The sequence below is a fragment of the Acidovorax sp. GW821-FHT09A11 genome, assembly GCF_059418365.1.
This window is the reverse complement of sequence record NZ_JBWKPS010000004.1, coordinates 500,551-523,004: the sequence shown is the minus strand read 5'-3', so window position 1 is coordinate 523,004 and position 22,454 is coordinate 500,551. Positions and strand designations below refer to the sequence as shown.

The window sequence follows — 22,454 nt, the reverse complement described above, 5'->3', positions numbered from 1 at the left end:
GCGCCGCCGTGGAACCGGCTTTGCCGGGCCACCGGTGGCGTCCCCCTTCCAGGGGGAAGGCGCGCAGCGCCTCAGGGGGTCAGTCCAATTTAGCGCCCGACTTCTTCACCGCGTCGGCCCAGCGCGGCATCTCTGCAGCCAGGAATTTCGCGAAGTCGTCCGACCCCAGGAAGGCTGGGTCCGCCCCCTGGGTCACCATGCGGTTGCGCACCTCGGGCATCTGCAGCACCTGGCCGAAGGCATCGCTGAGCTTGTTGACAACATCCTTGGGTGTCCCGGCCGGAGCCAGGAAGCCGTAGAAGCCCACCACCTCGAAACCCTTGATGCCGCTCTCGATCACCGTGGGCACGTCAGGCAGCGCGGGGTTGCGCTCCTTGCTGGTCACGGCCAGGGCGCGCACCTTGCCCTGCTTGTGGTAGCTGGCGGCCTGCGGAATGCTTTCGGCCATGAACTGCACCTGGCCGCCCATGAGGTCGGTGAACGCGGGTGCGCTGCCCCGGTAGGGGATGTGCACCATGAACAGGCCGGTGGCCGTCTTGAACATCTCGGGCACCAGGTGGCTGATGCCGCCATTGCCCGCCGAGCCGAAGTTGACCTGGCCCGGCCGCGACTTGGCGTAGGCCATGAACTCCTGCAGGTTCTTGGCGGGCACGCCGGGGTTCACCAAAAGGGCCAGCGGCTGCATGGCGGTGCGCGCGATGGGCACAAAATCCTTGAGCGTGGAATACGGCAGGCGGCTGTAGAGCCCGGGGTTGATCACCATCACGCCCGTGTTGGCCAGCATGATGGTGTGGCCGTCGGGCGGCGCTTTCATCACGTCCTGCGCGCCCACGGTGCCACCCGCGCCGGCCTTGTAGTCCACCACCACGGGCTGGCCCAGCACGGCCTGCAGCTTGTCGGTGAGCAAGCGTGCATGCTGGTCCAGCGGGCCGCCGGCCGGAAAGCCGATGACGATGCGCACGGGCTTGGAAGGGAAGGCCTGCTGGGCCTGCGCGGCCACCGACAGGGCGAGCCCCGCGGCCAGTACGGGCCAGGAATGCTTGAGCGTCATCGTGTTCTATCTCCAGGTTTTTGTGTTGTTGAGGATCGGGGAGTGTGCACCCGCCCCGCCCCGGCGGCGGGTGCGGGGCATGGCACGGCATTGCGCGCGGGTGTGCGGCCGGTCAGGCCTTCCAGCCGCGCACCAGCACCCACTGACAGGTGGCGCAGGCCACCACCAGCGCGGCATAGGTCAGCATACGGCCGTCGCGCCCCCACACCACCAGTCCGGCGGCCAGGGTTGCCACGCCCACGGTGAAGACGATCGCAAGGCGAGACCCGCCAGACAGCGGCAAGGGTGTTCTGGAGCCGATGAAGCGCCCCGACAAGGCAAGCAGCAGGGCCACGGCCGCGGCGGGTGCCACGAAGTTGAGCAGGTGATTGAAAACGTCCAGAGGACCCATGGAATTGACCCACATCAAGGCTTGAACAGGCAAGACCGCCTGTTCGGGCCAACAATTTTATAATCGGGAACTATGGCAGTCTGGGCCCTCGGCATCAACCACACCACCGCGCCGCTCGATCTGCGCGGCCGGTTCGCGTTCGCGCTCGACCAGATCGCCCCCACATTGCACGGTTTGCGCCAGTCGCTGGGCACCTCCAGCCGCCACCCCGGGGTGGAAACGGCCATCATCTCCACCTGCAACCGCACCGAAATCTACTGCGCGGGCGAGCAGCCCGCCATGGACCACACGCTGGGCTGGCTGGCCCAGAGCGGCGGCGTGAGCCCCGCGCTGCTGCGCTCGCACTCCTACACGCTCGAGGACAGCCTCGTCGCGCGCCACGCCTTCCGCGTGGCCAGCGGGCTCGACTCGATGGTGCTGGGCGAGGCCCAGATCCTGGGCCAGATGAAGGATGCCGTGCGCGCCGCCGAGACCGCTGGCGCCCTGGGCACCACGCTCAACCAGCTCTTCCAGCGCAGCTTCGCCGTGGCCAAGGAGGTGCGCACCAGCACCGAGATCGGCGCGCACAGCATCAGCATGGCCGCCGCCGCCGTGCGCCTGGCCAGCCAGCTGTTCGAAGACCTCGGCAAGATCCGCGTGCTGTTCGTCGGCGCGGGCGAGATGATCGAGCTGTGCGCCACGCACTTCGCGGCCAAGAACCCCAAGCAGATCGCGATTGCCAACCGCACCCTCGAGCGCGGCGAAAAGCTCGCCACCCGCTTTGGCGGCGAGGTGATGCGCCTGGCCGACCTGCCCGAGCGCCTGCACGAGTTCGACGCCGTCATCAGCTGCACCGCCAGCAGCCTGCCCATCATCGGCCTGGGCGCCGTGGAGCGCGCGCTGAAAAAGCGCCGCCACCGCCCCATCTTCATGGTCGACCTGGCCGTGCCACGCGACATCGAACCCGAGGTCAAGGCCCTGGGCGACGTATACCTGTACACCGTGGACGACCTGGCCACCGTGGTGCAGACGGCCCAGGCCAACCGCCAGGCCGCAGTGGCGCAGGCCGAGGCCATCATCGACGCGGGCGTGCAGAGCTTCATGCACTGGATGGAGCTGCGCAGCCCGGCCGGCGAGACCGGCGGCGTGGTGCCGCTGATCCAGCAGCTCAACGCCCAGACCGACGAGTGGCGCGCCCTGGAGATCGCGCGCGCCAAGAAGCTGCTCGCCAAGGGCGAGGATGTGGACGCCGTGCTCGAAGCCCTCTCGCGTGGCCTCACACAGAAAATGCTGCACGGCACCCTGGCCGAGCTGCGCGCGGGCGACGCCGAGATGCGCGCCCAGACGGCCCAGACCGTCTCGCGCCTGTTCCTGCGCTCGCAAAGCAAGACCCCCCACAACGGCCTGTAGCGGCGCCCGCCCGCACCCCAGCCCGTTCCGATTTCAAGCCAGATCGGCCCTCAGCGCTTGATACACAAGCGCTAACAGCTACAAAATACGTAGCAACCCATTTCTCCAGGATTCCATGAAACCCTTTCTCCGAAGCCAGCTGGAGCGCTACGCGCAGCGCCTGGGCGAACTCGACTTCCTGCTCTCGCGCGAGGACATCATGAGCGACATGGCGCAGTACCGCACCATCTCGCGCGAGCATGCCGAGGTCACGCAGGTGGCGGGCCGCTACGCCCGCTACCAGCAGCGCGAGGCCGACCTGGCCGGCGCGCGCGAGATGCTGGCCGACCCCGACATGGCCGAGATGGCGCAGGCAGAAATCACCAGTGCCGAAGCCGAACTGCTGCAGCTGGAAGACGAATTGCAGCGCCTGCTGTTGCCGAAGGACCCCGACGACGCGCGCAATGCGTTCGTCGAAATCCGCGCCGGCACGGGCGGCGACGAATCGGCCCTGTTCGCGGGCGACCTCACGCGCATGTACACCCGCTACGCCGACCGCGTGGGCTGGAAGGTGGAGATCGTGAGCGAGAACGCGGCCGAACTGGGGGGCTACAAGGAAATCGTGCTGCGCATCGAAGGCCAGCCCGGAACGGGCCCCTCCGGTAGCGGTGTCTACGGCACCCTCAAGTTCGAGTCCGGCGGCCACCGCGTGCAGCGCGTGCCCGCCACCGAAACACAGGGCCGCATCCACACCAGCGCCTGCACCGTGGCCGTGATGCCCGAGCCCGACGAGCATGAGGCCATCAAGCTCAACCCGGCCGACCTGCGCATCGACACCTTCCGCGCATCCGGCGCGGGCGGCCAGCACATCAACAAGACCGACTCCGCCGTGCGCGTGGTGCACTTGCCCACCGGCATCGTGGCCGAATGCCAGGACGGCCGCAGCCAGCACGCCAACAAGGCCAAGGCCCTGCAGGTGCTGCAGGCGCGCATTCAAGAAAAAGAACGCAGCGAGCGTGCCGCCAAGGAGGCCGCGCTGCGCAAGGGCCTGATCGGCAGCGGCGACCGCAGCGACCGCATCCGCACCTACAACTTCCCGCAGGGGCGCCTGACGGACCACCGCATCAACCTCACGCTGTACAAGCTGCTGTACGTGATGGAAGGCGACCTGGCCGACGTGCTGCAGGCCCTGGCCCACGCACGCGAGGCCGAGCAGCTGGAAGAGCTGGAGATGGGCACCACGGGCTGATCTCCATCCAGAATTTGAATCAAACTGGCCTCTGGCGCTTGATGGACATGCGCCAGTAGCTATCAAAATAGTAGTGAACAACACCTCCCCCACCCTGGCCCAGGCTTTGGCCCAGGCCCGCACCCTGGGCCTGGAACGCATCGATGCGCAACTGCTGCTGCTGCACGCCCTGGCCCGGCCCGACGCCGGCCGCGCCTGGCTGCTGGCGCACGACACGGACGCGCTGGACGAGGCAGCGCACGCCCGGTTCATCGCCCTGTGCCAGCGCCGCGTGTCGGGCGAGCCCGTGGCCTACCTCACCGGCCGCAAGGAGTTCTACGGCCTGCCCCTGGAGGTGGATGCGCGCGTGCTGGACCCGCGCCCCGACACCGAAACGCTGGTGGACTGGGCGCTGGAGGTGATGGCCCCGTTGCCCGCCCCCCGCGTCGTGGACCTGGGCACCGGCAGCGGCGCCATCGCGCTGGCGCTGCAGCACCAGCGCCCCACAGCCCAGGTGCTGGCGGTGGACGCGAGCGCCGATGCGCTGGCCGTGGCGCAGGCCAACGCCCGGCGCCTGGACCTGGCCGTGCAGTTCCAGCCAGCGAACTGGCTGGCGGGCGTGCCGGGCCTGTTCGATGCCATCGTCTCCAACCCCCCCTACATCGCCAGCGCCGACCCGCACCTGGCCGCGCTCAGGCACGAGCCCCTGCAGGCATTGGCCAGCGGCGCCGACGGGCTCGACGACATCCGCGCCATCGTGGCCCACGCCCCCGCGCACCTGCGGCCCGGCGGCTGGCTGCTGCTGGAGCACGGGCACGACCAGGCCCCCGCCGTGCGGGCCCTGCTCGCCGCCACCGATTTCATCCAGGTGCAAAGCCGCAACGATCTGGCCGGCATCGCGCGCTGCTCGGGCGGACAGTGGCCGACAGTGAAATAATCCCCCCATCGCGGGCCGGTGAGGCTCGCCCGCCTCTTTCAAGGAGTATCCCCATGAGCGACACCCAGCAACGCATCGACGCCCTCGTCAAATCCAGCGACATCCTGCTGTTCATGAAGGGCAGCGCCAGCTTCCCCATGTGCGGCTTCTCGGGCCGCGCCATCCAGATCCTGAAGGCCTGCGGCGTGGACCCCAAAGCCGTGGTCACCGTCAACGTGCTCGAGGACGACGAAATCCGCCAGGGCATCAAGGACTACAGCAACTGGCCCACGATTCCCCAGCTCTACGTGAAGGGCGAGTTCATCGGCGGCTCGGACATCATGATGGAGATGTACGAATCGGGCGAACTCAAGCAGGTGCTGGGCACCGAAGGCTGAGCCCATATCGGTTCGCACCCACACAGCCGCCTGCGGGCGGCTTTTGCTTTCGCTCCAGGGCGATATGGAAATGGGGAAACTACCCCATGGAGGGGCAACCGAGAATGTTTGACTTCATGGTAAAACCGCCGTCTGCTCAGGCTCTCCCCCAAGACACCCATGAATCCCAAAAGCACTTTTGGCAGACGTGTATCGCGCGTTGTCGCGGCCTTTTTTCTTACGGCCCTTCTCGCGGCATGCGGTGGTTCAGACGACCCGAGTCCACCCGTTGCGTCCGAGCCACCGCCCGGCAATCCAGTCCCGACCGACCCGCCAACTGTGCCCTCCGGGCTCGCGAAATATGTGGGCACCTGGGAAGCCTGCTCATCTGCATTCCTCAAAACGACTTACTCCATCACTCTGAACGAGAATGGCAGCTTGGGCCTGGTGGCAAAAGGCACCTATTACACCGGCCCAGGTTGTACGGGGGACGCCAGAGCTGAACTAACACAAACGCCCCGCGTTCTTTCACACGCCGGGCAAACCACGCGTACTGCACGCACGTGGAATTCTGCGCACTATCCTGAAATCAACATCACCGCCGAGTTCGACGATTTTGTTTCTACTGGCACGGTTGGCTGGACACTCGTTGGTCCCGAGGTCCATGAGTTCATCCAGTTTGGCGTCTACTCTTGCTTGCCGGTTCCCATCGGAGGTCGGCAGTGTTACCTGCGCCCAAGCTCCCACATTCAGGAGATCAATGTGGCGATGCACCGGGTTGGCGCAACCATGTATTTCTTCAATCGGCCATCCGAATTGGGCGCCAGCATGTCGGAGGGCATCCCCTTCCAGAAGGTGCAATAGCCAACTGGTTGGGCCCGTAGAGCTTCGAGAGGCTTTGTAACACTTCGAGAGATTCAATGGACTTTCGTCCAATCCATTGAACCCCTATCATCCGGCCGGCACGTTGTGTGCTTGAATGGTTGCGTGACCTCACATCACGAAGGAGCATGCAATGACCAGCCATAGCCTTGTTCCCCAGCCACCCGCCCTGCGCCTGCCGGTGGCCCAGATGCGCAGCGTGTTCCACCCCGGCGATGTCGAGCGCAAGCTCGCACGGCTGCAGGAGTCCGGCAACCAGCGCGAATACGAAACCCTGCGCACCGTGTACGAACGCATGCTGGAGCGTGGCCCGGAGCGCTTTCAGGTCAAGCCCTCGGGCATCCCCGACATGGCCAGCCTGTACGGGCAGTTGCCCAACTTCACCGAGGTGCTGGACGACGTGAAGCGCCACGTGGCATTGGCGCAGGACAGCAGCGACGGCCTGGAGGTCACGCCCATGCTGCTGCTGGGCCCACCCGGCATCGGCAAGACCCACTTCGCGCGCCATCTGGCCGAGTTGCTGGGCACCGGCATGAACCTGCTGCCCATGAGCTCCATGACCGCGGGCTGGCTGCTGTCGGGCTCGTCGGCGCAATGGAAGGGAGCGCGCCCGGGCAAGGTGTTCGAGGCCCTGGTGGAGGGCGAATACGCCAATCCCGTCATCGTCGTCGACGAAATCGACAAGGCCAGCACCGATGCGCAGTACGACCCCATGGGCGCGCTGTACAGCCTGCTGGAGCACGACACGGCGCAGAGCTTCACCGACGAGTTCGCCGAGATCCCCATCGACGCGAGCCAGGTCATCTGGATCACCACGGCCAATGATGAACGGGGCATTCCCGACCCCATCCTCAACCGCATGAATGTGTACCAGGTGCAGCCGCCCAACCAGGAACAGGCCCGCGCCATCGCCCTGAACCTCTACCACGGCATCCGCGCGGGGCACGACTGGGGGCGGCGCCTCGACCCCGACCCCACGCCGGACGTGCTGGACCAGTTGGCCCAGATGCCGCCGCGCGAGATGCGCCGCGCGCTCATGACCGGCTTCGGCAACGCGCGGCTCGCGCAGCGCAGCACCGTGGAGGTGTCGGACCTGCCGCGCGCCGCCAGCGCCAAGGGGCGCATGGGTTTCATGCAGTAGCCAGGGCACGCCGGCTGGAGGCGGCCAAGGCGCCCGCGCGGCGCGGGCCTCCTCCAGCCTCGGCAGCGTGGGCGCGCACTGGGGCGGCAGGCAGGCTGGCCGCTACACTTGTCCAAGGGGCTTGCCCAGCGCCCTGCCCGCCTTCGCCGTAGCCCGTCCCATGACCCTGTCCCAAAGCCTTTTCATCATCGGCCTGCTCATCGCGGCCAGCGCCTTTTTTTCGATGGCCGAGATTTCGCTCGCGGCGGCGCGCCGCCTGCGTTTGCGCCAGATGGCCGATGAGGGGGACGCGCGCGCGGACCGGGTGCTGCGCATGCAGGAGCAGCCCGGCGACTACTTCACGGTGGTGCAGGTGGGCCAGAACGCCGTGGCCATCCTCGGAGGTATCGTGGGCGAGGGAGCGCTGAGCCCCCATTTCAGCGCATTGTTCGGACTGTGGTTTTCGGAGCCGACCGCGCAGACCGCCGGCTTCCTCGCGTCGTTCCTGGTCATCACCTCGCTGTTCATCCTGTTTGCCGACCTGTTTCCCAAGCGCCTGGGCATGGCCGAGCCGGAGCGCCTGGTGGTGCGGCTGGCGCAGCCCATGGCCTGGTGCATGACGCTGCTGCGCCCCGTGGTGTGGTTCTACAGCCGGGGGGCCGATGCGCTGTTCCGGGTGCTGGGCATGTCGTCCCTGCGCGATGACCGCATCACCTCGGACGACATCCTGGCGATGATGGAGGCGGGCGCGCGCGCCGGGGTGCTGGCGGCCCGCGAGCAGCAGGTCATCACCAACGTGTTCGAGCTGGATACGCGCACGGTGTCCAGCGCCATGTCGCCCCGCGACCGGATCGCCTTCTTCCTGCGCGACGAGCCCGACTCCGTCATCCGCCTGCGCATCGCGGCCGAGCCATTTTCGACCTACCCCGTCTGCGAGGGCGATATCGACCACGTGGTGGGTTACGTGGACGCGAAGGATCTCTTCCAGCGCGTGCTGAACAACCAGCCCATCTCGCTGGCGGACGACAGCCTGGTGCGCAAGGTGCTGATCGTGCCCGACCGGCTCACCCTCTCGGAGGTGCTGGAACAGTTCCGCCAGGTGCACGAGGACTTTGCCGTCATCGTCAACGAGTACAGCCTGGTGGTGGGCGTGGTGACCCTGAACGACGTGATGAGCACGGTGATGGGCGACCTGGTGGGCCCGGCGGACGAAGAGCAGATCGTGCGGCGCGACGAGAATTCATGGCTCATCGACGGAGTCACGCCGATCGAAGACGTGCTGCATGCGCTGTCGCTCGACGAATTGCCCCACGCGGAAGAATACGAGACGCTGGCCGGCTTCCTGATGGTGATGCTGCGCCGCGTACCGCGCCGCACGGACAGCCTGAGCTGGGGCGGCTACAAGTTCGAGGTGCTGGACGTGGACAGCTACCGCATCGACCAGGTGATGGTGTCCCGCCTGGGTGCGCCCCAGGCGGAAAGCCCTGCCGCGCCCCCTCCGGCGGACAGCACCGCAGCGCCTGTGAAGTAGGGATGCCTTCGCGGCCATGCCCATCGGGCCCGGTGCGGCACGGCGCCTGCCACAGCGGCCTGCCAAACCATGGGGAAAATCGGGCTCCAACGCCCTCAGCATAAGCGCCAGAAGCTATAAAAATAGGAGCACCCGTATCCGTATCAGTGGCCGCTGCGCGGATTCCACGGTTCCGTCCTCCGGCGCCCGGCTGCGTCGGCACCAAGGCCGGGCGCCGCAGGGGGCCGCTTCAGGCTGCGGGCAGCTGAGGCTTCTCGCCAAACAGCCAGTTGCGCTGGGCGCCAAACACCGCATCCGGGTAGGGCGAGCGCCCACGGCTGCCGTTGTAGCGGCCCAGCGCCATGAACAGGTCGCCCCGTTCCCGGTCGATGTAGTGGCGAAGGATCACGCAGCCAAAGCGCAGATTGGTCTGCAGATGGAACAGCTTGCCCGCATCGCCGTCGCCGATCACGCGCGTCCAGAACGGCATGACCTGCATGTAGCCGCGAGCGCCCACGCTGGAGACGGCAAACTTGCGGAAGGCGCTTTCGACCTGGATCAGCCCCAGGACCAGGGAGACATCGAGCCCGGCGCGCTTGGATTCGTACCAGGCGGTCTGCAGGAAGTCGCGCCGGATCTCCCACTCGGGTTTGCGGCGGCGCAGCCGGTCACTCATGGTGCCCAGCCAGCGCAGGTAGTGGATGCGGGCCTCGGTGGTGAAGAACTCGGGTTCGGGCGGGGCCTGGTTGGCAATGGCCGAGCTCAGCGCCGTGCGCACGGAGTCCATCAGAGGCTCTTCGAGCTGGCCGCCCGCATGCGCCGCTGCAGGGGCCGCCAGCCACGCCGCGGGGGCGGACAGGGCGGCCAGACATGCACGGCGTGACAGGCCGCCGCCCTCGGGCGTCCCCCCTGCCGCCAAAGCCAGCCGCGCCTCGCTCATACCGCCATGCGGCCCTTCACGTGGGCCAGGATGTCTGCCGTGGGCACCTTGGTGGCCGCCGTGTCACGGCGATGCTGGTATTCGACCACGCCCTCCTTGAGGCTCTTGTCGCCGATGGTCACGCGGTGCGGCACGCCGATCAGCTCCCAATCGGCGAACATGGCGCCAGGGCGCTCGCCACGGTCGTCCAGGATCACGTCCACGCCCGCGGCCAGCAGGTCCGCATACAGCGATTCGGCCGTGGCCTTGACGGCCTCGCTGCGGTCCATGCCGACGGGGCACACGACCACGGTGAACGGAGCGATGGCGTCGGGCCAGATGATGCCGCGCTCGTCATGGTTCTGCTCGATGGCGGCGGCGGGCAGGCGCGTGACGCCGATGCCATAGCAGCCCATCTCGAAGAAGGCAGGCTTGCCGTCGTCACCCAGGAAGGTGGCGTTCATGTCCTTGCTGTACTTGGTGCCCAGATAGAACACGTGGCCCACCTCGATGCCGCGTTCGATGGCCAGTTCGCCCTTGCCGTCGGGCGAGCGGTCGCCCGCCACCACGTTGCGCAGGTCGGTCACGGCATCGGGCTCGGGCAGGTCGCGGCCCCAGTTGACGCCGGTGATGTGGAAATCGGGCTCGTTGGCGCCGCAGATCCAGTCGGCCATGACGGCCACCTCGCGGTCCACCACGATCTTGAGGGGCTTCTTCAGGCCGATGGGGCCCAGGTAGCCGGGCTTGCAGCCAAAGTGGTCCTCGATTTCGGAGAGCGTGGCAAAGCGGAAACCCGCCATGCCCGGCACCTTGGCCACCTTGATCTCGTTCATGTCGTGATCGCCGCGCAGCAGCAGCAGCCAGACCTGGGTCTTGACGATCTCGCCCGCCTCATTGGTTTCGTCCGTGGCCAGGACCAGCGACTTCACGGTGGTCGCCAGTGGCACGCCAAGCAGCTCCGCCACGTCGGCGCAGGTGCTCTTGCCCGGCGTGGCCGTCTTGGTCAGCGCCCGCGTGGCAGCGCCGCGTGGACCGGCGGGGGCCAGCGCTTCGGCCTTTTCCATGTTGGCGGCGTAGTCGCTCGCCGGGCAATAGACGATGGCGTCCTCGCCCGTGGCGGCGATCACCTGGAACTCTTCGGAAAGGTCGCCACCGATGGCGCCGCTGTCGGCCGCCACGGCGCGGTAGGTCAGGCCAAAGCGGTCGAAGATGCGGCGATAGGCCTGTGCCATGACCTGGTAGCTGGCCTTGGCCGCCGCCTGGTCGCGGTCAAAGCTGTAGGCGTCCTTCATGATGAACTCGCGGCCACGCATCAGGCCAAAGCGTGGGCGGCGCTCATCGCGGAACTTGGTCTGGATCTGGTAGAAGTTCTTGGGCAGCTGCTTGTAGCTCTTGAGCTCCTGGCGCGCGATGTCAGTGATCACTTCCTCGCTGGTGGGCTGCACCACGAAATCGCGGCCATGGCGGTCCTGGATGCGCAGCAACTCGGGGCCCATCTTGTCGAAACGGCCCGTTTCCTGCCACAGCTCGGCCGGCTGCACCACGGGCATGGTCAGCTCCACGGCCCCCGCGCGGTTCATCTCCTCGCGCACGATGGCCTCGACCTTACGGATCACCCGCAGCCCCATGGGCATGTAGTTGTAGATGCCAGCGCCCAGCTTCTTGATCAGCCCCGCCCGCGTCATGAGTTTATGGCTGACCACTTCGGCATCCGCCGGAGCTTCCTTGAGGGTGGAAATAAAGAATTGGGAGGCTTTCATCGGAATCGATTTCGGGCAGAACGGGGCAGCCCACTTGCTGCACGCTAGGCGCCGTGCATAATGGACATAGTTTAAAAATTTGGGGTTTGATTATGCTTGACCGGGACGGCTTTCGGCCGAACGTCGGCATCATCCTGCTCAACCAGAAAAACCAGGTGTTCTGGGGCAAGCGCATACGCACCCACAGCTGGCAGTTCCCGCAAGGCGGCATTGACCGGGGTGAAACCCCCGAACAGGCCATGTTCCGTGAACTGCATGAAGAAGTGGGATTATTGCCCAACCACGTGCGCGTGGTGGCCCGCACCCGGGACTGGTTGCGCTATGAGGTGCCTGACCGGTACATCCGCCGCGATGCACGCGGACACTACAAAGGCCAGAAACAAATCTGGTATCTGCTTCAACTGGTGGGCCACGACTGGGACCTGAACCTCCGTGCCACCAACCACCCGGAATTCGACGCCTGGCGCTGGAACGACTACTGGGTTCCGCTGGACGTGGTGGTCGAATTCAAGCGCGGCGTCTATGAGATGGCCCTCACGGAACTGGCGCGCTACCTGCCCCGCCACGAGCAGCGCAACCGCTACCTGCGCAGCGGCATGCGCACGCGCGAAGGGGAGCACGCGGGCACGATGTTCCGGACCGGGTCCATGCTGATCAATCCGGGAATGGAGCTCCCTCCGGGCGCCAGCTTCGATCCCGACCCGCAGAACAGTGTGCCAGGGGAGCTGGACGGCCTGCCCACGGTCACCACGCCGCGCTAGCCCTTCAGTGGCCAGCCACCATGAAAAACGCCTGCGCAGAGCAGGCGTTTGACTGTGTGCGAGTGGCCTGGAGCTTGGCCATCAGCTGGTGGCAGCCAGCACCAGATTGTCGCGGTGCACCATCTCCGGCTCCGCAACATACCCCAGCAGCCTTTCGAACTCCGTCGAGGGCTTGCGGCACAGCATCCGCGCCTCGGCCGCCGCATAGTTGGCCAGGCCGCGGGCAATTTCAGCGCCGGAGGCGTCGCGCACGGCAATCACGTCACCACGGGAGAAGTCGCCCTCCACCGCCGTCATCCCGATGGGAAGCAGGCTCTTGCCTTCATCCCGCACCTTGGCGGCCGCCCCGGCGTCCACCACCACCGAACCCCGCAGTTGCAGGTGGTCGGCCATCCACTGCTTGCGGGCCTGCTTCTTCTGCGTCTGGGCCACGAGCAAGGTGCCCAGCGCCTCGCCCCGCACGAGGCGGACCAGTACGTCGGATTCACGCCCCCAGGCAATCACGGTGGACGCCCCCGAGCCGGCAGCCCGTTTGGCCGCCAGGATCTTGGTGATCATGCCGCCCTTGCCGATGCTGGAACCCGCGCCGCCGGCCATGGCCTCCAGTGCCGGGTCGCCCGCCTTGGCTTCGTGGACGAACTGCGCGGACGCATCGCGGCGCGGATCGGCCGTGTACAGCCCCTTCTGGTCGGTCAGGATGATCAGCGCATCGGCCTCCACCAAATTGGCCACCAGGGCACCCAGCGTGTCGTTGTCGCCGAACTTGATCTCGTCGTTGACGACGGTGTCGTTCTCATTGATCACCGGCACCACGCCCAGGCGCAGCAGCGTGAGCAGTGTCGAACGGGCGTTCAGGTAGCGCTCGCGGTCGGCCAGGTCCGCATGGGTGAGCAACACCTGCGCGCTGCCCATGCCCTGCTCGCGCAGCTTGGTTTCGTACATCTGCGCCAGTCCCATCTGTCCGACGGCGGCAGCGGCCTGCAACTCGTGGACTTCGTGCGGCCGCGTGGTCCAGCCCAGGCGCTTCATGCCTTCGGCAATGGCACCACTGGACACCATCACGACCTCGCGGGGTACGCCGCCGTCGCCACGCACCAGGGCCGCCAGCTGGCGGCTCCATTCACCAATGGCGGTTTCGTCGAGGCCACGCCCCTCATTGGTCACAAGACTGGAGCCCACCTTGACCACGATGCGGCGGGCATCACGCAATACGCTGGAAACCATTTTTTTAGTGTTTTTGGCCACTAGCGCCTGTCCGTCAAGCGCCGATAGCTATTAAAAATATAGCACTCAAACCAGAAAGGCTTTGCGGCGGATCAGGCCGGAGCATCTCCGGCAAAGCGGGGATCCACCTCCACCGGCTCGTTCTCCACCCGCTGCTCGGACTGCACGTGGCGGAAGATGGCATGGATCAGCGGCTCGCAGCCTTCGCGCGTGAGGGCAGAAATCTCGAAGACGGGCCCTTTCCACTTGAAGCGCTTGACGAAGTCCTTCACCCGCGTTTCCCGCTCTTCGGTGGGCACCATGTCCAGCTTGTTCAACACCAGCCAGCGCGGCTTGTTGTACAGCTGCTGGTCGTATTTCTTGAGCTCGTTCACGATGGCCTTGGCCTGGGCCACCGGATCCACCGCATCATCGAAGGGCGCCAGATCGACAATGTGCAGCAGCAGGCGGGTGCGCTGCAGGTGGCGCAGGAACTGGTGCCCGAGGCCCGCACCTTCCGAAGCGCCTTCGATCAGCCCGGGAATATCGGCCACCACAAAACTCTGCTCAGGGCCCACGCGCACGACGCCCAGGTTGGGGTGCAGCGTGGTGAACGGGTAGTCCGCGATCTTGGGGCGGGCGTTGGACACCGCCGTGATGAAGGTCGATTTGCCCGCATTGGGCATGCCCAGCAGGCCCACGTCGGCCAGCACCTTCAGCTCCAGTTTCAGGTTCTTCTTCTCGCCGGGCCAACCCGGCGTCTTCTGGCGGGGCGCGCGGTTGATGGCGCTCTTGAAGCGCATGTTGCCAAAACCACCATCCCCGCCCTTGGCGATGGTGATGACCTCGCCCGGGTTGAGCAGCTCGTACAGCACTTCGCCTGTTTCAGCGTCGGTGATGATGGTGCCCACGGGCATCTTGAGGGTGATGTCGGTGCCAGCGGCACCGAACATGTCCGATCCCATGCCATGCTCCCCGCGCTTGGCCTCGTGGCGCCGAGAGTAGCGAAAATCCACCAGGGTGTTCAGATTCGGATCCGCCACCGCGAACACATGCCCGCCGCGCCCACCGTCGCCCCCGTTGGGACCGCCGAACTCCTTGTACTTTTCATGCCGGAAAGACACGCAGCCATTGCCACCATCGCCTGCGGCAATGTCAATAAAGGCTTCATCGACGAACTTCATGGGAGATCCAGTTTACAAAAGGGCGCGGCACCGACGGCAGGTTACCCGGCAGGTCGGAGCAGCGGAACGCCTCGGAGGCGCTGTCTGCGAATGGCTTGAACGCGCCATCGTACAGACCAAACAACAAAGCCCCGGCAAAGCGGGGCTTCGATGGCTACCGGAGGAATGAACCTCAGGCAGGAGTCACATTGACCGTGGACTTGGACAACGCACCCTTGGTGCCGAACGACACGTGGCCGTCCACCAGGGCGAACAAGGTGTGATCCTTGCCCACGCCGACATTGTTGCCGGGGTGGAAACGCGTGCCGCGTTGGCGCACGATGATCGAGCCAGCGCTGATCAGTTCACCACCGAACGCCTTGACACCCAGCATCTTTGGCTTGGAGTCGCGCCCGTTTCGCGTAGAGCCGCCGCCTTTTTTCTGTGCCATGACTAGCTCCTTCGATTAAGCAGCAATCGCACCGATTTGCAGCTCAGTGAACTGCTGGCGATGGCCTTGGCGTTTTTGATAGTGCTTGCGACGGCGCATCTTGAAGATGTGCACCTTGTCGTGCTTGCCGTGGGCCACGACAGTGGCTTTCACGGTTGCGCCGGACACCAGGGGCGTACCGATCTTGAGTTCAGCGCCGTTGCCGACTGCCAAAACCTGATCGATCACAATTTCCTGGCCTACGTCCGCAGCAATCTGTTCTACTTTAATTTTTTCGCCGGAAGCAACGCGATACTGCTTGCCGCCGGTTTTTATGACCGCGTACATGTTGACCTCTTGATATGAGTTCTGCAGACGAATTTCCGCAGAGCCCAAGAGTATAGCGCATCGCTCCGAGCAGCGCCAGCCCCCGCATGCCGGCCGAGCGGCAGCCTCGCGCAACGCGCCGGGGCGCCTTCAGGGCTTCCTATAATCCGGTCTCTTTCTGCGACCACCATCTTGACTGACCACACCGCCCCCGCCGCATCGCCCCTCCTGCTCGTTGCACAAGACATGCACGAGGTCGACAAGGTCATCGGTCAGCGCCTGACTTCCAGCGTTCCCCTGGTCGCGCAGATATCCCAATACATCATTGCCGCCGGCGGCAAGCGCCTGCGGCCCGCGCTGCTGCTCATGGTGTGCGGAGCCTTGGACTACCGAGGCGCGCAGCGCCACAGTCTCGCGGCCGTCGTGGAGCTGATCCACACCGCCACCCTGCTGCACGACGATGTCGTGGATGCCTCCACCCTGCGCCGCGGCCGCCCCACTGCCAACGAAACTTTTGGCAATCCTGCCAGCGTGCTCGTCGGCGATTTCCTGCACACCCGCTCCTTCCAGATGATGGTCGAGGCGGGCAGCATGCGCATCATGGAAATACTCTCGGAAGCCACCAATGTGATCGCCGAGGGGGAAGTGCTGCAGCTCATGAACATGCACGACGCATCGCTGGACGAAGCGGGCTACCTGCGTGTCATCCGGTCCAAGACCGCCAAGCTGTTTGAAGCCAGTGCCCGCCTTGGCGCGGTGCTGGCGGGCAGCCCGCCCGATGTCGAAGAGGCCTGCGCAACCTACGGGCAGGCACTGGGAACCGCCTTCCAGATCATTGACGACGTTCTCGACTACGACGGCGACGCAGTGGAAATGGGTAAGAATCTGGGAGACGATCTTCGGGAAGGCAAGTCCACCCTGCCCCTGATCGCCGCCATGGAACGCGGAACGCAGAGCCAGGAGCAGACCGTGCGCCACGCCATTGAACAGGGCTCTACCGACCAACTGGCCGAGATTGTGCAGATTGTCCGCGACACCGGCGCACTGGACATCACCCGGGCAGCGGCCTTCGGCGAGGCCCGGCGCGCCATGGCCGCGGCCGAGCAATTACCCGCCAATGCCTATTCAGCAGGTTTGCTAGAATTGGCCGCACAATTGCTTGCACGACGCAACTGAGATGCCCCATTGCATCCACTTTCGAGTGCAATCGCACACAACGGGGTGTAGCTTAGCCTGGTAGAGCGCTACGTTCGGGACGTAGAGGCCGGAGGTTCGAATCCTCTCACCCCGACCACAAGACCGCATTTTCAACAAAAGCGCCGGTTCTGTGGTGCTGTTGCCAATATCGACGGCTGTACAGCTTGTGGCTGATCGGTGATGATAGGATGGATTCTTTTCCACACCTAACACATTACCGGTTACATGGCCGCTGTTGATACTGCCCCCAAAGAAGCCTCTGCAGTGGCCCTTCCCGGATTGGGCAGGGCGTTGATGTCCGCCGGCAAGTTGACCCAAAAGTCGGCAGAGGATATTTACAAAAAATCACAAATCAGTCGAACCAGTTTTATTGCGGAATTGACGGGATCTGGTGCCGTGTCGGCTGCCGATTTGGCGCACACCGTTTCAGCCGTGTTTGGTGCGCCCTTGCTGGATCTGGAAGCGATTGATCCGCTTCGACTGCCCAAAGAGCTTCTCGATCCCAAAATATGCCAGGCGTACCGGGTCGTTGTCCTCAGCAAACGCAATAATCGTCTGATCGTCGCGACCGCCGACCCCACCGACCAGGAAGCTGCCGAGAAAATCAAATTCACGACCCAGATGGGGGTGGATTGGATTATCGCTGAATATGACAAGCTCAGCCGGCTGGTAGAATCCACCACGAAATCCGCCAGTGAGTCGATGGACACCCTGGTGAGCGGTGGAGGCGACTTTGATTTCGACGATGTAGCCGTAGAAGAAGCACCCGACAACAACGACGCCGGTGCCGGCGATGTGGAAGATGCGCCCATCGTCAAGTTCCTGCACAAGATGCTGCTCGACGCATTCAATATGCGGGCCTCGGACCTGCATTTTGAACCCTACGAACACCAGTACCGGGTGAGATTCCGGATCGATGGAGAACTCCGGGAAATCGCGTCCCCGCCCATCGCGATCAAGGACAAGCTCGCATCCCGCATCAAGGTGATCTCCCGCCTGGATATTTCAGAAAAGAGAGTCCCGCAAGACGGACGCATGAAATTGAAAGTGGGCCCGGACAGGGTGATCGACTTCCGTGTGAGCACCCTCCCCACCCTGTTTGGGGAAAAAATCGTTATTCGTATCCTGGACCCGAGCAGCGCCAAGCTTGGGATTGATGCGTTGGGCTACGAACCCCAGGAAAAAGAGCGGCTGCTGGAGGCCATAGGGCGCCCCTATGGAATGATTCTGGTCACGGGCCCGACGGGTTCCGGCAAGACCGTGTCGCTATATACCTGCCTGAACCTGCTGAACAAGCCGGGCGTGAACATTGCCACCGCGGAAGACCCGTCGGAAATCAACCTGCCCGGGGTCAATCAGGTCAACGTCAATGAAAAAGCGGGGTTGACTTTTGCCGTGGCCCTGAAATCTTTTCTGCGGCAGGATCCCGACATCATCATGGTCGGTGAAATTCGCGATCTGGAGACCGCAGATATTTCCATCAAGGCAGCGCAGACGGGTCACCTGGTTTTGTCGACCCTGCACACCAACGATGCCCCCACGACCCTGACCCGGATGCGCAATATGGGGATTGCCCCATTCAATATCGCGTCCAGCGTGATTCTTATTACCGCGCAACGCCTTGCGCGCAGGCTGTGCCCCGTGTGCAAGGTGCCGGCTGATATACCGCACGAATCCCTTCTCGAAGCGGGTTACAAGGATGAGGACATCGACGGAAGCTGGGTGACCTACCGTCCTGTAGGCTGCTCGGCCTGCAACAATGGCTACAAGGGCCGGGTCGGGATATATCAGGTGATGCCGATCTCGGAAGACATCCAGCGCATCATATTGCGAGATGGAAGCGCGCTTGAGATCGCCGAGCAGGCACGAGCGGAAGGTGTTCGCTCACTGCGCGAATCCGGCCTGCACAAAGCAAGATTAGGTTTCACTTCGCTGGAAGAAGTGCTTGCCGTCACCAACGAATAACGAGTTAGAGGGACCAGCATGGCAACTGCTGCATCATCACGGGATATCAAGGAATTTGTTTTCGAGTGGGAAGGCAAGGACCGGCACGGGAAAATCGTGCGCGGCGAGGTGCGCGCTTCCGGGGAAAACCAAGTGCAAGCCACCCTGCGCCGCCAGGGTGTTTTCCCGACGAAGATCAAGAAAAGGCGCATGCGGTCGGGCAAGAAGATCAAGCCCAAGGACATTGCTCTGTTCACTCGGCAGCTTGCAACCATGATGAAAGCTGGGGTACCTCTCCTCCAATCATTTGACATTGTGGGGCGAGGCAATACCAATGCAAGCGTTACCAAGCTGCTGAATGACATCCGCTCTGATGTGGAAACAGGTACGTCGCTGAATGCGGCATTCCGCAAACATCCGATGTATTTCGACAGTCTCTACTGCAATCTGGTTGAGGCCGGGGAAGCTGCAGGTATTCTAGAGGCCCTGCTAGACCGATTGGCCACTTACATGGAGAAAACAGAGGCCATCAAGTCAAAAATCAAATCGGCGTTGATGTATCCCATCTCTGTGGTCATTGTCGCTTTTGTCGTCGTCACTGTGATCATGATTTTTGTCATTCCCGCATTCAAGGAAGTCTTTACTTCATTTGGAGCAGACCTTCCCGCCCCTACATTGTTTGTAATGGGGATTAGCGAAGTATTTGTAAAGTGGTGGTGGTTGATATTTGGTATTATTGGTGGTGGTGTTTTCTTTTTCATGCAAGCATGGAGAAGAAATGAAAAAATGCAAATGTTTATGGACCGAATTCTATTGAAGGTCCCAATCTTTGGCGCATTGGTTGAGAAGTCCTGTGTGGCACGCTGGACTCGGACACTATCAACTATGTTTGCAGCTGGCGTGCCTCTGGTCGAAGCTCTCGACTCGGTGGGTGGTGCCTCTGGCAATTCCGTATATTCGATGGCGACCGAAAAGATCCAGCAGGAAGTCTCCACCGGCACGAGCCTTACCGCAGCCATGGGCAATGCCAATATTTTCCCGTCCATGGTGCTTCAGATGTGTGCCATTGGCGAGGAATCCGGCTCCATCGACCACATGCTGGGCAAGGCTGCCGATTTTTACGAGGCAGAAGTGGATGAAATGGTGGCAGGTCTGTCGAGCCTCATGGAACCCATCATCATCGTCTTCCTGGGAACGCTGATTGGCGGGATCGTGGTCTCGATGTACCTCCCCATCTTCAAGCTTGGCCAAGTCGTGTGATGGAGATGGAGACTTGGTGGAATGCGAGTTGGGGCGCGGTATTGGGGCTTCTGATCGGCAGTTTTCTCAATGTGGTCATTTACCGGCTGCCCAAGATGATGGAGCGCAGGTGGGCAGAAGAGGTTCAGGCGATGCAGGCGCCGGCCGCACAAGCTGATACCAGCCCGGCGCATCCCGAGCCAGAGCGGTTCAATCTCATGGTCCCCCGCTCTCGCTGCCCGTCCTGCGGGCACTTGGTGCAGTGGTACGAGAACATTCCTGTCGTCAGCTATCTTTTTCTGCGGGGCCGCTGCTCGGCCTGCAAGGCGCGGATCTCGCTCCGATACCCTCTGATCGAGATGGCGACCGGTGCCCTGTTCTTCTTTTGCATCCAGCGCTGGGGTGTCACGGCCACGGGGATTGCATGGTGTGGTTTCTCGGCGGCCCTGGTGGCACTGGCATTCATCGACTGGGACACCACCCTTCTGCCCGACGACATCACCCTGCCGCTCCTGTGGGCCGGCCTTTTGTCGTCTGCCCTGCAGTGGATCGCAGTACCGCTGCACGCCTCGGTGTTCGGCGCCGTGGCGGGCTATCTTTCGCTTTGGCTGGTCTACTGGGGGTTCAAGCTCGCCACCGGCAAGGAAGGCATGGGGTATGGGGATTTCAAGCTCTTTGCCGCGCTGGGGGCCTGGTTCGGCTGGCAGGCCCTCGTACCCATCATTCTGATGTCCTCGGTGATCGGCGCCGTCATCGGCATCGCGATGAAAATCTTCAGCAGCCTGCGTGAAGGCGGCTACATCCCCTTCGGCCCCTTTCTTGTGGGGGCGGGATTCACGGCGATGGTGTTCGGGCCCCAAGCCATTCTGGACACGGTGCTGAAACTCCTGGGCCTTTGAACGATGAATCCACGCAAGCATCCCTTGCGTCTGGGCCTGACCGGTGGCATTGGCAGCGGCAAGAGCACGGTGGGCCATGTGCTGGCCTCCCTGGGCGCCAGCCTGATCGACGCGGACCAGATCGCCCGCGAGGTCACAGGCCCGCACGGAGCGGCCATGGAGGCCATCCGCGCGACTTTCGGCAGCGGCTTCGTGGATGCCAGCGGGGCGCTGGACCGGGGCCGCATGCGTGCGCTGGCCTTCAGCCGGCCGGAGGCACGGGCCCAGCTCGAAGGGATCGTGCACCCGCTCGTCACCCTTCACGGCAATTTGAAGGCCGAGCAGGCGGCGCACGAGGGCCATGCGCTGATCGTGTTCGATATTCCGCTGCTGGCGGAATCCGGTCGTTGGGCCCGCAGGCTGGACGCGGTGCTGGTGGTCGATTGCTCTGCTGAAACGCAGATCGAACGCGTCATGCAGCGCAACGGCCTGACACGGGAGGTGGTGCTGGGCATCATTGCGTCGCAAGCCAGCCGCCCGGCCCGGCGGGCCGTCGCAGATGCCGTGATTGCCAACGGCAGGGATTGCACGCTGGAGAACCTGCACGCGCAAACCCGGCAGGCAGCGGCGCTGTTCGGGCTATGATGCGAACGAAACCGTTTGTGCTTTCACTCCATGCCGTGCGCCACCGGCGTCAGAATACCCCCTGAGCCCCCAGGAACCCGCCAGCGTGATCCTTTACGAATATCCCTTTAACGAGCGTCTCAGAACCTATCTGCGGCTTGAGCAGTTGTTTCGCCGGTTGGGGGAATTGATACCCCGCTCCCACGCGCTCGATCATCACTTCGCGCTGGTCACGATCTTCGAGATCATGGACGTCGCAGCGCGGGCCGACCTGAAGTCGGACGTGCTCAAGGACATCGAGAAGCACAAGCACCAGCTCGACAGCTACCGGGGCAACCCCTCGATCTCCGAAGCGGCGCTGGATGCGATCATCGCCCAGCTGGACCGCTGTTTCACCGCGCTCAATACCCAGTCCGGCAAGTCGGGCCACTCGCTCACGGAAAACGACTGGCTGATGAGCATCCGCAGCCGGGTCGGCATTCCAGGGGGTACCTGCGGCTTTGACCTGCCCGCCTACTACGCATGGCAGCACCATGCGCCCGCCGTGCGGCAGCAGGCGCTCGAGGAATGGGCGTCCACACTGGCCCCCCTCGCTGAATCCATCTACGTGCTGCTCAAGCTGCTGCGCGATTCCGGCGTGCCCCAGAAGGTGGCTGCCGAGCGAGGCCAGTTCCAGCAGAATCTGCCGCAGGGGCGCACATTCCAGTTGCTGCGCCTGCGCATCGATCCTGCCCTGGACCTGATTCCCGAAATCAGCGGCAACCGCCTCATCGTCTCGGTGCGGCTCATGCGGCTGGAGGGCGATGGACGCCTGCACGCCTGCAGCGAGGACGCTGCGTTTGAACTGACCCTGTGCGCCTGAGGCTCGGCGCTGGGTCGTGATTTGAGGACGACGACGAGACATGGCCGCTCCCGCCCCCCGCCCCGATGCGGCAACCGCCGCCCGCACCGTGACCTGCCCCACCTGCGGTGGAGACAGCGTCTACAGCCCTGCCAATGCCTACCGCCCGTTCTGCAGCGAGCGCTGCAAGCAGGTCGACCTCGGTGCCTGGGCAAGCGAGGATTTCCGGATGCCCGCAGAGGCCCCGCCCACCGATGCGCAGTACGGCGATCCACGCCTGCAACACTGACCCCGGCTGGCAAGCCAGCCCGCATCTTCAGGGAAA

General features: G+C 64.1%; 23 protein-coding genes and 1 tRNA gene. 16 read left to right on the top strand and 8 right to left on the bottom strand.

Annotated features, from left to right (window positions below; genetic code table 11):
- Nucleotides 1–79: 79 nt before the first annotated feature.
- Together AC07PV_RS13510 and AC07PV_RS13505 are read right to left on the bottom strand one after the other, a co-directional pair.
- Nucleotides 80–1,051 (bottom strand): Bug family tripartite tricarboxylate transporter substrate binding protein, encoded by a 972-nt coding sequence (locus tag AC07PV_RS13510; RefSeq protein ID WP_218293488.1) that lies wholly within the window; start codon nucleotides 1,049–1,051, stop codon nucleotides 80–82.
- 112 nt (nucleotides 1,052–1,163) lie between these two features.
- Nucleotides 1,164–1,442, bottom strand: a complete 279-nt coding sequence (locus tag AC07PV_RS13505; protein WP_218340310.1) for a hypothetical protein — start codon at nucleotides 1,440–1,442, stop codon at nucleotides 1,164–1,166.
- 72 nt (nucleotides 1,443–1,514) lie between these two features.
- Between AC07PV_RS13505 and hemA the strand changes: the two genes are divergently transcribed.
- The 7 genes from hemA to paeA all read left to right on the top strand — a co-directional run bounded on the left by hemA (nucleotide 1,515) and on the right by paeA (nucleotide 8,864).
- Entirely contained in the window at nucleotides 1,515–2,831 is a 1,317-nt protein-coding gene (gene hemA / locus AC07PV_RS13500; RefSeq protein WP_218293486.1) for a glutamyl-tRNA reductase, read from the top strand.
- Nucleotides 2,832–2,946: 115 nt separating this feature from the next.
- Entirely contained in the window at nucleotides 2,947–4,059 is a 1,113-nt protein-coding gene (gene prfA / locus AC07PV_RS13495; RefSeq protein WP_494630481.1) for a peptide chain release factor 1, read from the top strand.
- A gap of 73 nt (nucleotides 4,060–4,132) precedes the next feature.
- Entirely contained in the window at nucleotides 4,133–4,975 is an 843-nt protein-coding gene (prmC, locus tag AC07PV_RS13490; RefSeq protein WP_494630480.1) for a peptide chain release factor N(5)-glutamine methyltransferase, read from the top strand.
- Nucleotides 4,976–5,028: 53 nt separating this feature from the next.
- Entirely contained in the window at nucleotides 5,029–5,352 is a 324-nt protein-coding gene (gene grxD / locus AC07PV_RS13485; protein ID WP_218293483.1) for a Grx4 family monothiol glutaredoxin, read from the top strand.
- Between the two features lie 159 nt (nucleotides 5,353–5,511).
- Entirely contained in the window at nucleotides 5,512–6,195 is a 684-nt protein-coding gene (locus tag AC07PV_RS13480) for a hypothetical protein (protein ID WP_218293482.1), read from the top strand.
- 151 nt (nucleotides 6,196–6,346) lie between these two features.
- Complete coding sequence (locus AC07PV_RS13475) at nucleotides 6,347–7,354, top strand: AAA family ATPase (RefSeq protein WP_218293481.1); 1,008 nt, start codon at nucleotides 6,347–6,349, stop codon at nucleotides 7,352–7,354.
- Nucleotides 7,355–7,514: 160 nt separating this feature from the next.
- Complete coding sequence (paeA, locus tag AC07PV_RS13470; protein ID WP_218293480.1) at nucleotides 7,515–8,864, top strand: polyamine export protein PaeA; 1,350 nt, start codon at nucleotides 7,515–7,517, stop codon at nucleotides 8,862–8,864.
- Nucleotides 8,865–9,093: 229 nt separating this feature from the next.
- Here paeA and AC07PV_RS13465 read toward each other — a convergent pair whose 3' ends face one another.
- Nucleotides 9,094–9,783: a lytic transglycosylase domain-containing protein gene (locus AC07PV_RS13465; protein WP_218293479.1), complete on the bottom strand. Its 690-nt coding sequence runs from the start codon at nucleotides 9,781–9,783 to the stop codon at nucleotides 9,094–9,096.
- On the bottom strand, nucleotides 9,780–11,522 hold the full coding sequence (locus tag AC07PV_RS13460; RefSeq protein WP_494630479.1) for a proline--tRNA ligase: 1,743 nt from the start codon (nucleotides 11,520–11,522) through the stop codon (nucleotides 9,780–9,782). Before AC07PV_RS13460 ends, AC07PV_RS13465 begins: the two co-directional genes overlap by 4 nt.
- Nucleotides 11,523–11,614: 92 nt before the next feature.
- On the opposite strand from AC07PV_RS13460, the gene AC07PV_RS13455 reads away from it, so the two are divergent.
- Nucleotides 11,615–12,283: an RNA pyrophosphohydrolase gene (locus AC07PV_RS13455; protein WP_218293477.1), complete on the top strand. Its 669-nt coding sequence runs from the start codon at nucleotides 11,615–11,617 to the stop codon at nucleotides 12,281–12,283.
- An 81-nt stretch (nucleotides 12,284–12,364) separates the two neighbouring features.
- Here the strand turns inward: AC07PV_RS13455 and proB are convergent, their stop codons facing one another.
- From proB to rplU, 4 genes are all read right to left on the bottom strand, one after another.
- Entirely contained in the window at nucleotides 12,365–13,507 is a 1,143-nt protein-coding gene (gene proB / locus AC07PV_RS13450; protein WP_218293476.1) for a glutamate 5-kinase, read from the bottom strand.
- Between the two features lie 92 nt (nucleotides 13,508–13,599).
- The gene (cgtA, locus tag AC07PV_RS13445; RefSeq protein ID WP_218293475.1) at nucleotides 13,600–14,670 is read right to left on the bottom strand and encodes an Obg family GTPase CgtA; all 1,071 of its coding nucleotides are present in this window, start codon (nucleotides 14,668–14,670) and stop codon (nucleotides 13,600–13,602) included.
- Between the two features lie 172 nt (nucleotides 14,671–14,842).
- On the bottom strand, nucleotides 14,843–15,100 hold the full coding sequence (gene rpmA / locus AC07PV_RS13440; protein WP_008905145.1) for a 50S ribosomal protein L27: 258 nt from the start codon (nucleotides 15,098–15,100) through the stop codon (nucleotides 14,843–14,845).
- A gap of 15 nt (nucleotides 15,101–15,115) precedes the next feature.
- A complete protein-coding gene (gene rplU / locus AC07PV_RS13435) occupies nucleotides 15,116–15,427 on the bottom strand; it encodes a 50S ribosomal protein L21 (RefSeq protein ID WP_010462012.1) in 312 nt (103 codons plus the stop codon).
- A 225-nt stretch (nucleotides 15,428–15,652) separates the two neighbouring features.
- On the opposite strand from rplU, the gene AC07PV_RS13430 reads away from it, so the two are divergent.
- The 8 genes from AC07PV_RS13430 (at nucleotide 15,653) to AC07PV_RS13395 (ending at nucleotide 22,418) form a co-directional block, all read left to right on the top strand.
- A complete protein-coding gene (locus AC07PV_RS13430) occupies nucleotides 15,653–16,582 on the top strand; it encodes a polyprenyl synthetase family protein (RefSeq protein ID WP_494630559.1) in 930 nt (309 codons plus the stop codon).
- A gap of 41 nt (nucleotides 16,583–16,623) precedes the next feature.
- Nucleotides 16,624–16,700 (top strand) — tRNA-Pro (locus AC07PV_RS13425).
- 128 nt (nucleotides 16,701–16,828) lie between these two features.
- Complete coding sequence (gene pilB, locus AC07PV_RS13420) at nucleotides 16,829–18,568, top strand: type IV-A pilus assembly ATPase PilB (protein WP_494630478.1); 1,740 nt, start codon at nucleotides 16,829–16,831, stop codon at nucleotides 18,566–18,568.
- Nucleotides 18,569–18,586: 18 nt separating this feature from the next.
- Complete coding sequence (locus tag AC07PV_RS13415) at nucleotides 18,587–19,807, top strand: type II secretion system F family protein (RefSeq protein WP_218340318.1); 1,221 nt, start codon at nucleotides 18,587–18,589, stop codon at nucleotides 19,805–19,807.
- On the top strand, nucleotides 19,807–20,685 hold the full coding sequence (locus AC07PV_RS13410; protein WP_494630477.1) for a prepilin peptidase: 879 nt from the start codon (nucleotides 19,807–19,809) through the stop codon (nucleotides 20,683–20,685). The genes AC07PV_RS13415 and AC07PV_RS13410 overlap by 1 nt, the downstream gene beginning before the upstream one ends.
- Before the next feature lie 3 nt (nucleotides 20,686–20,688).
- Complete coding sequence (gene coaE, locus AC07PV_RS13405) at nucleotides 20,689–21,309, top strand: dephospho-CoA kinase (protein WP_494630476.1); 621 nt, start codon at nucleotides 20,689–20,691, stop codon at nucleotides 21,307–21,309.
- An 85-nt stretch (nucleotides 21,310–21,394) separates the two neighbouring features.
- Nucleotides 21,395–22,150 carry a cell division protein ZapD gene (zapD, locus tag AC07PV_RS13400; RefSeq protein ID WP_218340321.1) on the top strand — a complete coding sequence of 252 codons (756 nt, stop codon included), beginning with the start codon at nucleotides 21,395–21,397 and terminating at the stop codon, nucleotides 22,148–22,150.
- Between the two features lie 40 nt (nucleotides 22,151–22,190).
- On the top strand, nucleotides 22,191–22,418 hold the full coding sequence (locus AC07PV_RS13395) for a DNA gyrase inhibitor YacG (protein ID WP_218293469.1): 228 nt from the start codon (nucleotides 22,191–22,193) through the stop codon (nucleotides 22,416–22,418).
- Nucleotides 22,419–22,454 lie beyond the last annotated feature (36 nt).